Source organism: Nocardiopsis tropica, from assembly GCF_042660575.1.
In the GTDB taxonomy this organism is placed as follows: domain Bacteria; phylum Actinomycetota; class Actinomycetes; order Streptosporangiales; family Streptosporangiaceae; genus Nocardiopsis; species Nocardiopsis tropica.
Genome location: NZ_JBHSUF010000040.1, coordinates 1 through 13,680, shown reverse-complemented (window position 1 = coordinate 13,680; position 13,680 = coordinate 1). Strand labels below are relative to the sequence as shown.

Below are 13,680 nucleotides of genomic sequence, written 5' to 3'. Positions count from 1 at the left end.
GACCGTGACGACTTCGCCTGGATCGTCTCCGACATCGACACCGCACTGCGGTATGCGGCCCTGCCCGTGGCGATCACCGTGCACCTGGGCGCCGACCCCGCACTCTTGCAACGGCTGGGCATCGACCCCCACGACCCCGGCCGTGTCGTGGGGACCGTGGTGGACATCCCGCACTACCTGTCGGGCACCTTCGGCACACGCGCCGCCGAGCACGCTCCCGTCTATGTCATGCTCCGCGTCCCCCACGGTTACCCCGCCGCCCACATCCGCCCTTCCTCCCCGGGCCGGATCCTGGTTGCCCGGGGGGCGCGCCTGTACATCCACGCCGCCTACATCCAACCCGGCGAGCCGGCCCCGGGCACGCGTGTCGAGGACCTGTTGTTCGTCGAGGCCGAGGTCGTTCCCGGCCACTGGGCTCCGCCTCCCGGCCACCACCCCAGCCCCTCCCACGACGCCCATCACGGCTACCGGCCGAGCACCGTCTCCACCCCGCCCGCCGACCCGCCGCTGCTCGACGCCGACGACGCCTTCGACCCCATGGAGAGCGACCCCATCGCTTTCCTGGACGACCCGGACGTGCTCGGCTTGCTGGACACGGGCGACCCGTTCGGGTTCCTCGGCGAGGACGAGGACGTGGACATGCTCGGTGGCGAGGAGTCCTTGCCGGCCGCCCCCGCCGACCGGCCCGACCCCGGGCCGGTGGCCGCTCCTCCCGGGGCCTCATCGGTGAGGCCCTCCGGTGGCAGTGGGCACGAGACCACCGCACCGATCGACGCCGGGACGGACCAGGTCACCGACCGCATCAAGAAACTGAACGACGGCCAGTTCAAGGTCCTCGTCGCCCTGGGGGCAGGACGCACCGACAAGGAGATCATCGCCCGACTCGGTTGGAAACCCGGCGGACTCGCCAGAGTCATGCGCGACCTCATTCATTCCCTGGATCTGCGGATGGGCGACCGCGCGGGGGCGACCGCCGTCGCCGTTGCCGCCGGGCTCACCGACGACACTGCCCCAAATGCCCTGCCACCCGGCGAGCGGCACACACGCGCCCTCATCCGCATCCGATTCCTGCGCCCGGAACAGCACGAGGTACTCGCCTATCACGCGCGTGGGCTGCAACCCAGCGACATCGCGAAGTGGCTCCCCTCGATCCCAAACAAAGTCAAAGATCGCACCGCTTACGTCAGTAACGTCATCGACCACCTTTCGCGCCACCTCGGGGTACTCGGCCGTGAAGAAGCGCGCGTTGCCGCCCTCGCCGCCGAATTGGAGGCCCCGCCACTTCCCGTGCTCAGCGAGGAGCAGAAAAACCAAGCCATCGACCGCATCACCACCTTGAGCTCCAACGAATTCGACCTTCTCGTCGCCCTGGGGGCCGGGCGTACCGACAAGGAGATCGCTGCCCGACCCAAGTGGTCACCCCACAGGCTCGCCATTCTCATGAGCCACCTCACCGATTCCCTGGGTCTGCGGGCGGGCGACCGTACGGGGGCGGCCGCCGTCGCCGTTGCCGCCGGGCTCACCAATGACACCGACCCCGACACGATGACAAGCGACGAGCGGCACGCACGCGCCCTCGACCGCATCCGATTCCTGCGCCCGGAACAGCACGAGGTACTCACCCATTACGCGAGTGATCTGCAACCCAGCGACATCGCCAAGCGGCTCCCCTCGATCCCGAGCGAGGTCACCAAACGCATCCAGTACGTCCATAACCTCCTCGACCGTCTTTCGCACCGCCTCGGGGTACGCAACCGTAAAGAGGCGGGCGATGTCGCCATCGCCGCCAAACTGGAGGCCCCACCACTTCCCGTGCTCAACGAGGAGCAGGGAACCCAGACCATCGCCCGCATCAACACCCTGAGCGACCCCGACTACAGGGTCTTCGTCAACGACGACGACTCCGACACCGACGACTCCTCGGACAGCGACGACGACCTCTACGACGCCGACGACCATCCCCCCGCCCGCCGCGGGGGCGGCCCCCGCGACGACGACCCGCCCGCACCTCCGACAGGCCGCGACCACGGTTCCGCCACGGCACCGTCCGCGCAGCCGGGAAACGGAAACAGCGGTGCCCGAACCACGGGTGACTCCACGGGCCGCTCCACCGGCAGCCACGGCACCCGCTCGGGAAACCGCACCCGGCAGGGGTTCCCGCCCGCCGACCACCAGGGAAACGACACCCCCGGCCCCGCCGACGACCACGACCACGACCCCGTCGTCACCGACGCTCCTGCAGAGCCCCCCACGGTGCCGCCCCACCAGGACTTCACCGCACTCTTCGACAGCACGCTCAACCCCTCGCCCCTCGCTCAGGCGCCCCACACCCGGGAGACCGACCAGCCCCGGACCGACGACCCCGCCGGTGACCTGGACGACGACTTCTACGGCCCTGCGCCGGCGGTGCGCACACAGGAGCCGGCTCTCGCCGACTCCGGCGACCCGTGGAACGGCAACCCCCCGACCGGGCCCGATCTCAGCGCGCTCATCGCCGCGGACAAGAAGAAGGACGACAAGCCCTCGACGGTCGAGGACGTCATCGCCGACCTCACCTACCGCTACCGGCCCCAGGACATCGGCCACCACACCGCCCAGGACGCCCAGACCCAGGTCTTCATGGCAGGCCGCCACGAGACCGACCCCTACGAGCAGTACACCGACACCGACGGCCACGAAGCCGCCCCGGGCCCGGCCTACCCCCCAGGAACCCAGGTCTCCCAGTACCCCGCCCCGCTCCAGTACACCCAGGACCCCACCGCGACCCACGACGCCTCCGCGGCGGCCTACGACCAGCAGCCCGCGGGGAGCCGCACCCAGGCGGCACGGGTCCGCTGGCACGGGTCCTACGACGGGATCGAGGACCTGGTCACCTCCGCGCAGACCGGCATCGTCGAACAATGGGAGTTCGGCGAGGGAGGAGGCCAGGACGAACTCACCGAACTCGTGCAGTTCGGCGACGGCACGCTGGCGGTCCACAAGGTCACCGAGGACACCGACTTCACCCAGGACCCCGCGTCCAACCCCGAGTACGTCGAGAACGCGCTGGAGTCGGCCCGCCAGCGCGCCGACGCCGAACACCTCGCCTCACTGGTCGGCCGCGCCATCGGCGCCCACGTGCCCGGTGTCTACCGGGTCGGCCCCCACGAGTTGTACATGCACTACATGGACGGCAGCTCAGGGGCCACGCAGCACGACCACCCCCGCCCCGAGCTGACCCGGACCGTGTCCGGGCTCAGACTGGGGCTGCTGGACATCCTCATCGCCAACAGCGACCGCAATCCGGGAAACCTGCTGTACACCGACGAGGGGGCGGTCGTGGGCATCGACCACGGCTCCGGCTGGGTGATCGAGGAGAACGAGCCCTACGCCCCCGCTGACCTGGGCGGACTGGCCCACACCGACACGATGGAGACCTACTACGACTTCGAGGACAACCAGTGGATCGCCAACCCGCTGACAGCGCGTGACGTGCGACGGCTGGAACGCGCGCTCAGCGCACTGCACCCCGAGTTCGCCCGGCTCGACAGGGAGGTCTGGTACAACGGCATGCTGACGCGGTTGCACATGCTGCGAAGCTTCGCCTCGGGCACCGTCGACCTGCTGGGTGGCGGGCGATGAGGGCCCGGGTGCTGTACGCGCAGGACCGCCGTACCAAAGAGGTGCGGTCGTTCCTGACGCTCCACGACGACGGAACGCTGACCAGCGACGACCTCCACATGACCAAGGCGATTTCGCGCTACCGGGAGAAACGCGGCTGGTCCGACGAGCGCGTATTCGAGTACTTCACCACGAAGTCCAATGCCTACGTCCGCTACTTCGAAGAACCGGCGTGACCGGGGCCGGCCCTTGCGTCAGCGCGTTCGGGCGGTCCTGGACCGGCCCGTGCCCGCCCGACGCCCACATGTGGGCCCCCGTGCCGTGAAACAGCCCCTCTCCCGCTACGCCCACGAGAGCCCGCAGGCGGGCCGCCGCACCTGCAAGGCCGCCCCGAACCCGCTCTGGACGCACGCGGACCGCCCCGGGCTCCGAGTTCGGCGTCGGCGCGGCCTGTCGACCGGTCGGCCCGAGGGTCACGGGGTCGACGAGGCGTGATCTCCCCCCTCGAACGCCGCCAACGAGGCGATGAGGCGTTCCGCCGCGGCGTCGACCTCGGCGGTCGGGGTCAGCAGTCTCTGCAGCAGGAGCCCTCGCAGGCATGCGGTCGCGATGATGCTCTGCTGCCTGGCGTCGGTTTCCGTGGCGCCGTCGCGAAGAGCTGCCGCTTCGAGAAGCTGAGCCAGGCCGTCGATGTCGACGACGAGCTCCTGGAACGCGTCGCGTTCATAAACCGCCAGCCCGACCAGGTGGAAGAAGGCATGGATGCGGTCCTCGTGCGCGGGGTCCGAGTAGAAGTTCCAGATGGCTCTGCACAGGGCCGCGAACCCGAGTTCGTTGCCGGTCTCGGCGATGACGAGGTTGTCGCGGCGGCGCGCCTCCAACAGCACGGCACGCAGCAGACCCGGCCGCGACCCGAAGTGATACGTCAGCAGCGTGTGGTGCACACCGAGCCGCTCCGCCACTTGGCGCATCGACAGGTTCGGGCTGGGGCCGTTCTCGCCGAACTCGTCGAACAGCGCCTCCAGGAGACGCTTCTTCCCTTCCCCGACCGGCGATCTCACGTTGCCTCCGTTGACAGTTTCACCACTGTTGAGTACGTTACCGCACAGTGAATTCACCACTGTTGAGTACAGTGGGCCGCAACCCGGGGGAGGAGGTTCCATGACCGCTACATGGCTGGTCGGCGGTACCGTCGCGGACGGATCGGGCGCCGACCCGACCGCGGTCGACGTGTGCGTGGAGGACGGCATGATCACCGCGATCGGGAGGGCGCCGTCGGGCGCGGCGGTCGTCGACCTCGGCGGCATGGTCCTGACCCCGGGACTGATCGACGCACACGTCCACCTGGGTCTCTCGAGCCCGGTCGGAGCGCAGTTCGGGTTCCAGCTCTCGGCCGCCGAGCTCGCCGCCGACATCTTCGCCGCCGCGGGCCACGCCCTGGACGCGGGCTTCACCACGGTGCGCGACACCGGCGGCATCGACGGCGGGGTCGTCGGGGTCATCGCGAAGGGAAAGGTGCGGGGTCCGCGGGTGCTCTCGTGCGGTCCTGTGCAGTGCCAGACCGGGGGACACGGCTACTACGGGGCCGCATGGGAGCCGACCGGGCTGTGGGAGGCCCACCACATCCCCGGGCTCTGCGCCCTGTCGCTGATGTCGGGCAATGCCGACGAGCTCCGGCGCAATGTGCGCGAGTCGTTCCGTCGTGGCGCGAGTTTCCTGAAGCTGTGCGTCACGGGCGGCGTCGTCGGGGGGCACGACCGCCTCGACGACACACAGTTCACGCACGAAGAGATCGCCGTGGCGGTGCAAGAGGCACAAGCGCGCGGTACCTACGTCACGGTGCACGCGCACAACAACGCGGGCATCCGCAACGCAGTGCGGGCCGGCGTGCGCTGTGTGGAGCACGGCACCGACATCGACGAACCGACGGCCCGGTTGATGCGGGAACACGACGTGGCACTGGTCCCCACCTTCGCCGTGGTCGAGCAGCTCATGGACGCCGAGAGCATGGGCCTGGACCCCGCGACGCGGGACCGCGTCGCCGGAGTCCGCCAACGCATGGCGACAGCGCTGGAGACCTCCCGCGCGGCGGGCCTGAGGATCGGCCTGGGCTCGGACCTCATCGGGCCGAACCAGCAGCGCCGGGGCCAGGAGCTGCGCCTGCGCGCCGAGCTGGAATCACCCATGCGGGCGCTGGTGTCGGCCACCAGCGTCAACGCCGACATCCTCGGGCTGGGCGGGACCGTGGGAATGGTCCGCGTCGGGATGCGGGCCGACATGGTCGCCTGGCGACAAGACCCGCTCCACGACCCGAACGTGTTCGCCGATCCGGACATGGCCGCCCTCGTCTTCAAGGGCGGTCACATCATGAAGGGACAAACCCGATGAGCGAGATACTGCACGGCTGCCTGCCGGACACGGAGTACCTGGAGATCACCGCGCGGTCGGGGCACCGCTACGGCGTCTGGGTGACCACGCCCCCCGGTTATACGGACTCCACGGAGCCCCTGCCGCTGATCTACGTGTTGGACGGCAACTGGACGGTCGGCCTCACCGCGCCCCTCATCGTCACCCAGGCGGACCCGTATCTGACGATCGCCCCCTACATCCAGGTCAGCATCGGGTACACCGGTGAGGAGGCCGCGGCCTGGGCGCAGATTCGCAACCGCGACCTCGTGCCGCCGGGGGAACCCATCGGTGACGACATGCTGGCCACCCTCAAGGCAGCTCGCGACACGGGTGCGATGACCCAGGAGCAGGTCGACGCCTACCTCGCGGAGCTGGAGGAGCCCCACGCCGACGTCTTCCTCGACTTCCTGACCGGCGAACTCCACCCCCACCTGCGGTCGAAGCTGCGTGTCAGCGAGTCCGGGCACGGCCTCTTCGGCTACTCCTACGGAGGTCTTTTCGCCCTCTACGCGTGGCTGCGCGAGACAGGGCTCTTCGCGAGCATCGGTGCGGGCAGCCCCGGTGTGGCCAGTACGGACAGTCAGATCTTCACCCTCGTCGAAGCCCTGCCGGAACTCGGCGAGGACGCAACCGCTCCACAGCTGCACATCACGCTGAACGAAGCCGAACTGCTGGGAGACATTCCGTTCTATCGCGGAATGGCCCGTAACGTCCTTGCGACGGTGGAACAGCTGCACACCCGGGGACGGTCGGAGCAGGTCTCGCACGCGTTGTTGCGGGAGACGCACGTCACCGGGCTGCAGGCATCCTTCCTCAGCTACCTGAAGACGTGCCACAGGCGCTGACCGGCCGCGGCCGTGAACGCCCCGACAGCCCATCCGCCGGCCCGGTGCCGAACGTGCGGCGCGGGCGGGCCTAAAGCCCCACCGCCGTCGGCCGGGTGCGGTGGAGCCAGTCGGCGACGCCGGTGACCACGGCCGGGTCGACGTGGTGCGGCAACGCGTAGTCGGCCGGGGTGGACGGGCCGGCGCCGGGGAAGAACAGGTGGTCGTCCGCCTCGAAGACGCGGAAGTCCACCCCGGGCCGGTCGGCCAGGCCCGCCCGCCACCGGACGAGGTCGTCGGCGACGGTGACCTGGTAGTCGCGGCCTCCTTGGAGGATGAGCATCGGCTTGTCGAGTGCGGCGGCGGTCGCCACCGGGTCGTAGTCGCGCAGTTCGAGCCAGTACGAGGCGGGCAGCCCGAACGGCAGTTCCGAGGCCGGGGTCGCGGAGGTCAGTCCGGGGCCGTCGACGAGGGCGGCCTGCTCGGCGAACTTCTCGACCAGCGAGGCCGGGACCTGGTCCGGGAGCACCGAGGAGAGGTGGGAGACCACGCGGACGGCGGCACGGTGCATCGGCTGTGCGTCGCCGGCCATGACCACCAGGCCGGCGACGGAGGGTTCGGCGGTCGCGACCAGCGGGGCGACCTTGCCGCCCATGCTGTGCCCGAGGACGAAGACGCGCCCGGCGTCCACCTCCGGGCGGCGCCCGAGCAGGCCGACCGCGTCGACGGCGTAGGGCACGTACTCCCGCGACATGGTCAGGTCGGGCGAGGCCGCGAACCCGCTGTGGGCGAAGGTCGCCTTGTCGAAGCGCAGCACCGAGATCCCGAGGCCCGCCAGCCCCCACGCCAGGTCCTTGAGCGGCTTGTTCGGCCCGCTGGTCTCGTCGCGGTCGAAGTGCCCGCCGCCGCTGAGCAGCACCACGCCGGGACCGGGGCCCCGGTTCTTCGGGACGCTCACGGTGCCCGGCACGGCCAGGGGGCCGGTGCCGACCGTGACGTCGTGCTCGGTGAACAGGTGCGGGTCGGCGTAGGGCGGCGGGGCCCAGGCGGGCACGGTTCCGGTCGGGGGTTCGTCAGACATCGTCAACACCTTTCTCAATTCATGCGAACGTTAGCATGGTGTGAGATCATTCCGGCATGGACGGTTTCGAACTACTCGCACACCCGGTGCGGCTCCGGGTGATCCACGCGATGCGCGGCGGGCAGGAGCTCACGACCGCCGACCTCTGCCTGCGCATCCCCGACGTCTCGAAGGCCACGGTCTACCGGCACGTCGACCTGCTCGCGGCCGGGGGAGTCCTGGAGGTCGCCGGGGAGCGGCGGGTGCGCGGCGCGGTCGAGCGCCGCTACCGGCTGCACCGGGAGCGCGCGGCGATCGACGCCGACACCGCCGCATCACTCTCGCGCGAGGACCACCGGCGCGCTTTCGCCACCTCTCTGGCCGTCCTCGCGGCCGAGTACGACGCCTACCTCCGCCGTGACGGGGCCGACCCGGTGGACGACCAGGTCGGCTACCGCCAGCACGCCGTCTGGCTCAGCCCCGAGGAGCTGCGCGAGACGATCGAGGGGATGCGGGGGGCGATCGTGCCCCACCTGGCCAACGAACCGGCGGACGGCCGCACGCAGTACCTGCTCAGTCCGATCCTCTTCCCGATCGCGGCCCCACCGACCGGGACCGATCCCGACACCGTCGACCCACCGGCGCCCGGCGGCTGAACGAGCCGGGTGTCGCCCCCTTCGCCGACCGCACTGACCCGGGCCAGGCCGCTCCAGGGGATGGACCGCCGCCCGCCTGCGGTCCCCGTGCTCCAGTCCGTTGTCGCGCAGGACCGGACGCGGGCAGGCGTTCCCCCCGGCAGGCCGCCGAGCCGCGCTCCGCCCTGGAGGGGGGCCGACGGGTGAAGGCGGCCGAACGCACCTTCTGACCGCGTGCGACGGAAGGCCTCCGCCGAACCGGCGGAGGCCTTCATGTGTGCCCAGGGCGCTCCGGCAAGGACGCCGGTGGCGGCTGTGGTTCCGCCGCTCGATCCTGCGACGGCCCTCACCCCGGGTTCCCGGTCACGCCTCTGGGGTTCACATGTACAGGGCCCGGCTCAGACGGACGCCGTATTCCGCGTCGGGGTTGGTCGCGGCGTCCCCGACCCTTTCCTGGATCGCAGCGACCGCCAGGTCCCGCCGTTTCGGCAGGCGCGCCGCGTCGGCGGCCTCGAGCGCGGCCGGCATCTCGCGGCGGGTGAGGTCGGTGCAGTAGCAGGGCGCACCCGGCTGCTGCCGCCATGACTGCGCGAGCGTTCCGGCATCGAACGCGTCGAACCCGGTGTCCTCGACGAGGGCCATCCCCACACCGCGCTCCCTGTCGCTGTCGGCCGCAACCGGGATGGCGATGCGCTCCGGGCTTCCCGCGGGCTTGTCCTTCCTGGCCAAGGAGTCGGAACCGATCGCGTTCCAGGCCTTGACCACGGGTCGGCCCAGTAGTTCGGCCACCCACAGGCTTTCGACCTGGCCTGCCTCGATGGCCGTGATCCTGTCGTCGCGCATCGGATAGTAGTTCGACGTGTCGATGACGACCGTCTCAGCAGGAACCCCGGCGATCAGCGGCGCGATCTGCGCCATACGGTTCAGGGGGATCGACAGGATCACGACGTCCACGTCCACCACGGCTTCGGCCGCTGGGACCGCTCGCCCTCCCGAGGCCAGCACGTCGGCCGCGATCGTGTGCGGGCCACGCGAGTTGGCTACCTTCACGTCGTGTCCGGCGGCGCTCAACCGCTGGGTCAGGGTCTTGCCGATGTGTCCGACTCCCAAAATGCCGATCTTCACGGTGGATCTCCTGTGTAGTGATGGGTGTGGTGAAGCGGGTACGGGTCCTGGTCGGCCCCGGCACTGTTCCTACGCCGACACCCGGACGCTGGACGCGAGCGACACACCTGACACCACGGGGTAGGTGTCTGCGTGCGGCCGGTCGGGCCGGGGCCTGCGCGGTGACGGGTGTCCGTGAGGGCCCTTTGTTGGTCTCTAGTGCGCCCCGTCGAGGACGCCGGGGGTGTCGTGCAGCACCACGCTCTCGGCCAGCGGTACCCGCCCCATCCGGTATTCGCTCGCAGGTCCCTGGGGGTCGGCCAGACCGAAGGAGATGCCGAACAGCAGCTTCATCTCCGGCTTGACGCCCAAGGACTCGCGCACCACGTCGGAGTAGAAGCCCAGCATCGTCTGCGGGATCCCCGCCAGGCCGCGCGCCTCCAGCGCCAGCAGGAAGGTCTGCCCGTACATGCCGATGTCGCCGGCCACGCGCACCCCGTCGCCGAACTCGGGCATGAACAGGAACGCGACGTGGGGGGCGCCGAAGAACTCCAGGTTGCGCAGCGCGGCGGCGCGGCGTCCTTGCGTGTCGGAGCGCTCCACCCCCAGGGACCGGTAGTAGGCCGCGCCCTGCACGCGGGCACGCTCGCGATACATGCCGTCGCCGAAATCGGCCTGGTCGAAGCTGAAGTCGTAGGAGATCCGGTCTTCCCTGTCCGCTTCCAGCAGTGCGCTGCTCAAGGCGTCGCGGTGCGCGCCCGAGACGACGTGCACCTGCCAGGGCTGGGTGTTGCAGTTGGAGGGCGCATTCTGGGCGTCCTCCAGCACCGCACGGATGTCGGCTGCGGGCACCGGGTCCGGGAGGAATCCTCGGACCGAGCGGCGTGAGCGCACGATGTCGGTGAAGGAGCGGGGACTGTCGGGCACAACTGTTCCTTCCAGCGGGGTCGGCTCACGAGCACACCGGACGACCTCGTTCCGGTGGTGCGTGGTGGACGCGCCGCTAGACTAGGACCTGACATCGGTGTCAGGGGCAAATCGAGGAGGCCGCTCGTGCGGATCGGGGAACTGGCCGAGCGGACCGGAGCCAGCGTGCGTTCCCTGCGCTACTACGAGAAGCAGGGCATGCTCTCCAGCGAACGCAGCGTCGGCGGACAGCGCTACTACGGCGAGGACGCCGTGAGCCGTGTGGTGTTGATCCGGCAGTTCTTCGCCGTCGGGATGAACAGCAGGACCATCGCCGCGCTCCTGCCGTACATCAAGACCAACGGGGAGCGCTGTCCGCCGGAGGTCCTGCGCCAACTCATCGCCGAACTCGACCGCATCGACACCCAGGCGGACGAACTGGCCCGCGCACGCCAGACCCTGGACGGCATGGTCAAGGCCACCCGGGAAGCCATGCGCGGCGAGTGAACACCGCCTGGGCAACGCCTGACCGGTCGGCCCTCGTTCCTCGGCGCCGCCAGGCGTAGATCGTTTCGGTGCTGATGTCCGGGTCGCGTGCCACGTCACCGACGCTGCGTCCGGCCTGGACCAGGGCCGGGACCTTGCGGCGGAACCCTGCGGGGGATCCACGACGTCCCACGATGTCCTTCTTCAAGGGTCACGTGGTCCCAGGATTCAGGAAACCGACTCCGAAGAATGCGGGACGCACCACCGGTGCGGGATGCCGCTTCGACGGGCGCGGTCATCCACGTCGCGGAGAGCGCTGTCGCCAAAATCCTGACCTGATGTCCAGGAAGGTCCTTACGTGCCATGATCCCCATGGGTCATCTGATGATGACCGGATGTCATTGAACGGGAGAGCACATGAGTGAGCGCCAGACGGGCACTGTGAAGTGGTTCAGCGAGGAGAAGGGATACGGCTTCGTCACGCCGGAATCCGGACCTGACCTGTTCGTGCATTTCAGGGCGATCGAGGGCAATGGCTTCAAGTCCCTGCAAGAGGGACAGAAGGTCAGCTTCGAAGCCGTTCAGGGTCAGAAGGGTATGCAGGCCGACAAGGTTCGCGTGGAGGCGTAGTAAGGGACCGGGGTCGGTCTTGCGAGCCGGACCGAAGCCGTGAAGACGCTTCACGGCTTCGGCCCGGGGCCGATGAGTCGGACTCCATCAGTTGCCGGGTGTTCGCCGAAGCTTCTCGTCCCGTGTGTGCAGGGTGGTGATGAGGTCGTCGAGGTGTGCGGCGGTGGTGTGGGCTCCGGTGTCGGTGGCCAGGTCGCGGGCCTCTTCGAGGGTGCGGATGAGGGTTGCGTGGTCGGGGCGTGCGTCGAGCAGGGTGGTGATCTGGGTGCGGGGGTAGCGGCGGTGTCCGCCGAGGGTTTTGACCGAGGCGAGGCGGCCGTCTTTTTCCCAGCGGGCGACGGTTTTGGGGTCCACGCGGAAGAGTCGGGCGACCTCTGCGGGGGTGAGCAGGGCCTCGGCGCTCTCGACGAGAGCGGGCAGGGAGGAGGACAACCTTGTTCTCTTTCTGTCTGGGTGGGGGTCGGGGTCGGGGCCGGACCGGGGAAGGTCGTCTGGCCCCGAGCGGGTGGGGCGGGGCCGCCGGCCCCCCTTATGGCGGCGGCCCCGCGGCCCGGCGGTGGTGTTTCACCGGGCGGGGGTGTGGTTCAGCAGCCGAAGACGGCGCGGACGGTGATCGCTCCGCAGGGGGCCTGGGTCCAGTCCCAGTAGGCGCACACGGCCTCGACCAGGCGCAGGCCGTTGCCGCCGACGCGCAGGGGTTCGGGGTCGGGGACGGCGGGGAGTGTGGGGGCGGTTCCGGGTGTGGGGCCGTTGTCGGTGACGTGGAGTTCGAGGTGGCGGCGGGTGCGGTGGATCTCGATGCGCACGGTGCCGCCGGCCAGGCCGGAGGCGGTGTGGCGCAGGGCGTTGGCGGTCAGTTCGGTGACGGTCAGGGCCAGGGGGTCGGTCAGGCCGGGGCGGGAGCGGGTGGCGTGGGCGGCCCACTGGCGGGCGGCCTTGACGTGGCTGGGGTGGGGGCCGATGAGGATGCCCGATGTTGTGGGGGTTCCGCACAGGCGGCGTGGAAGTGCGGGGGGAGGGGCGGTAGGCTGCATTCGTTTCACCTCGTGTCTTAGCGGACAGGTGGGACATTTGTCCCGGAGGTCGTTAGTGGCGACCTTCGGGGCTTTTTTGTGCCCAGGATGGTCGCCCCGCTCGTGGTTAGGGGCGAGCTGTGGTGGGCTCAGGTAGCGACTGGCTGTTTTCTAAGAACAGACTGCTGGCCTGGGTGAATGACGTCTAGCGGGGTGTGGAAACTGGGGTGTGTGTATGCAGGAATTCTGCGAACTGTAGTGATGTGTGTTTAACTGGAGTCATGACTAAGGCTCATAACCCCGTGAGTCAAGCCGCAGTAGATCAGTTTCGGAACGAGTTGAAACGATTGCGGTTAATGGCTGATTTGTCCCAATCGGAACTGGGGAGGCGAACAAGCACGTCAGGAGCCCAGATTGGAGCAATCGAGCGAGGTGAGCGACGACCCGCTCGCACGTTTGCACAGGCTGCTGACAAGGCTCTGGGTGCCTCCGGTTCGCTACACATGCTTTGGCCGGGCGCCCGTTCGTCGTTCCCCCGGTGGATGGCAGAGTTTGCTGAGCTGGAGATGAAGGCCCAGGCCATCTATGAATTTCAGGTACAGGCGCTCCCTGGTCTCACCCAGACGAAAAACTACATGTCAGCACTGCTAGATGCTGCCTGGCCCCCCTTGGGGGTGGCTGAAGCTGATCGGATCAGAAACGGCAGGTTGGAGCGGCAGGCAGTCTTCAAGCGAGAACCCCCTCCGATGTGCGTTTTTATCGTGGAAGAGGTTGCTTTTCGCCGAGACGTCGGCGGCTCAGAGGTGATGAAGGAACAGCTTGATCACCTCTTGCGCCTGGCTAAGGACCCGTTCGTTCAGATCCAGTGCGTTCCGACTGCCCGCGGAGCACACTCGGCCATGGATGGATCGTTCGTTGTTTCGTGCCGGGTTCTTTAGAGGCTCGGAACCAACGCTTCGTCCTGCTCTGACACCGATTCCTGCTGGTAGAAGTTGTCTTCGAGCTCCGCTGGC

The 13,680-nt window shown here is 69.1% G+C and carries 13 protein-coding genes and 3 pseudogenes; 9 read left to right on the top strand and 7 right to left on the bottom strand.

The window, feature by feature from the left end; translation table 11 throughout:
- Both ACFQBR_RS33285 and ACFQBR_RS33280 read left to right on the top strand, forming a co-directional pair.
- On the top strand, positions 1-3,621 hold a 3,621-nt coding region (locus ACFQBR_RS33285; RefSeq protein WP_378554966.1), incomplete at its 5' end, for a protein kinase family protein.
- An 8-nt stretch (positions 3,622-3,629) separates the two neighbouring features.
- The gene (locus tag ACFQBR_RS33280) at positions 3,630-3,836 is read left to right on the top strand and encodes a hypothetical protein (RefSeq protein ID WP_344184772.1); all 207 of its coding nucleotides are present in this window, start codon (positions 3,630-3,632) and stop codon (positions 3,834-3,836) included.
- Between the two features lie 237 nt (positions 3,837-4,073).
- On the opposite strand, the gene ACFQBR_RS33275 is transcribed toward ACFQBR_RS33280, so the two are convergent.
- Positions 4,074-4,661 (bottom strand): TetR/AcrR family transcriptional regulator, encoded by a 588-nt coding sequence (locus ACFQBR_RS33275; protein WP_344184771.1) that lies wholly within the window; start codon positions 4,659-4,661, stop codon positions 4,074-4,076.
- Between the two features lie 100 nt (positions 4,662-4,761).
- Between ACFQBR_RS33275 and ACFQBR_RS33270 the strand changes: the two genes are divergently transcribed.
- A complete protein-coding gene (locus ACFQBR_RS33270) occupies positions 4,762-5,988 on the top strand; it encodes a metal-dependent hydrolase family protein (protein WP_344184770.1) in 1,227 nt (408 codons plus the stop codon).
- Positions 5,985-6,854 carry an alpha/beta hydrolase gene (locus ACFQBR_RS33265; RefSeq protein ID WP_344184769.1) on the top strand — a complete coding sequence of 290 codons (870 nt, stop codon included), beginning with the start codon at positions 5,985-5,987 and terminating at the stop codon, positions 6,852-6,854. The genes ACFQBR_RS33270 and ACFQBR_RS33265 overlap by 4 nt, the downstream gene beginning before the upstream one ends.
- A gap of 70 nt (positions 6,855-6,924) precedes the next feature.
- Here ACFQBR_RS33265 and ACFQBR_RS33260 read toward each other — a convergent pair whose 3' ends face one another.
- The gene (locus ACFQBR_RS33260; RefSeq protein WP_344184768.1) at positions 6,925-7,914 is read right to left on the bottom strand and encodes an alpha/beta hydrolase family protein; all 990 of its coding nucleotides are present in this window, start codon (positions 7,912-7,914) and stop codon (positions 6,925-6,927) included.
- A gap of 56 nt (positions 7,915-7,970) precedes the next feature.
- Between ACFQBR_RS33260 and ACFQBR_RS33255 the strand changes: the two genes are divergently transcribed.
- Positions 7,971-8,549 (top strand): helix-turn-helix domain-containing protein, encoded by a 579-nt coding sequence (locus ACFQBR_RS33255; RefSeq protein ID WP_344184767.1) that lies wholly within the window; start codon positions 7,971-7,973, stop codon positions 8,547-8,549.
- A gap of 357 nt (positions 8,550-8,906) precedes the next feature.
- Here the strand turns inward: ACFQBR_RS33255 and ACFQBR_RS33250 are convergent.
- Positions 8,907-9,656: pseudogene (locus ACFQBR_RS33250) on the bottom strand (NADPH-dependent F420 reductase); the annotation flags it as partial.
- Positions 9,657-9,848: 192 nt separating this feature from the next.
- Complete coding sequence (locus ACFQBR_RS33245; protein WP_344184766.1) at positions 9,849-10,559, bottom strand: nitroreductase; 711 nt, start codon at positions 10,557-10,559, stop codon at positions 9,849-9,851.
- A gap of 126 nt (positions 10,560-10,685) precedes the next feature.
- Here ACFQBR_RS33245 and ACFQBR_RS33240 point away from each other — a divergent pair, with 126 nt between their 5' ends.
- Positions 10,686-11,045 carry a MerR family transcriptional regulator gene (locus ACFQBR_RS33240; protein WP_344184765.1) on the top strand — a complete coding sequence of 120 codons (360 nt, stop codon included), beginning with the start codon at positions 10,686-10,688 and terminating at the stop codon, positions 11,043-11,045.
- Here ACFQBR_RS33240 and ACFQBR_RS33235 read toward each other — a convergent pair.
- Positions 11,011-11,217 carry a transposase gene (locus tag ACFQBR_RS33235; protein WP_378554965.1) on the bottom strand — a complete coding sequence of 69 codons (207 nt, stop codon included), beginning with the start codon at positions 11,215-11,217 and terminating at the stop codon, positions 11,011-11,013. The two genes, ACFQBR_RS33240 and ACFQBR_RS33235, sit on opposite strands and share 35 nt — an antisense overlap.
- Before the next feature lie 224 nt (positions 11,218-11,441).
- On the opposite strand from ACFQBR_RS33235, the gene ACFQBR_RS33230 reads away from it, so the two are divergent.
- On the top strand, positions 11,442-11,654 hold the full coding sequence (locus ACFQBR_RS33230; RefSeq protein ID WP_344184764.1) for a cold-shock protein: 213 nt from the start codon (positions 11,442-11,444) through the stop codon (positions 11,652-11,654).
- Positions 11,655-11,888: 234 nt separating this feature from the next.
- On the opposite strand, the pseudogene ACFQBR_RS33225 reads toward ACFQBR_RS33230, so the two are convergent.
- Positions 11,889-12,074, bottom strand: a pseudogene (locus tag ACFQBR_RS33225) (BldC family transcriptional regulator); the annotation flags it as partial.
- 164 nt (positions 12,075-12,238) lie between these two features.
- Entirely contained in the window at positions 12,239-12,688 is a 450-nt protein-coding gene (locus tag ACFQBR_RS33220) for an ATP-binding protein (RefSeq protein ID WP_344187273.1), read from the bottom strand.
- Positions 12,689-12,948: 260 nt separating this feature from the next.
- Here ACFQBR_RS33220 and ACFQBR_RS33215 point away from each other — a divergent pair.
- Positions 12,949-13,155 (top strand): annotated as a pseudogene (locus ACFQBR_RS33215) (helix-turn-helix transcriptional regulator); the annotation flags it as partial.
- Between the two features lie 54 nt (positions 13,156-13,209).
- Positions 13,210-13,605: a DUF5753 domain-containing protein gene (locus tag ACFQBR_RS33210; RefSeq protein ID WP_344187075.1), complete on the top strand. Its 396-nt coding sequence runs from the start codon at positions 13,210-13,212 to the stop codon at positions 13,603-13,605.
- Positions 13,606-13,680 lie beyond the last annotated feature (75 nt).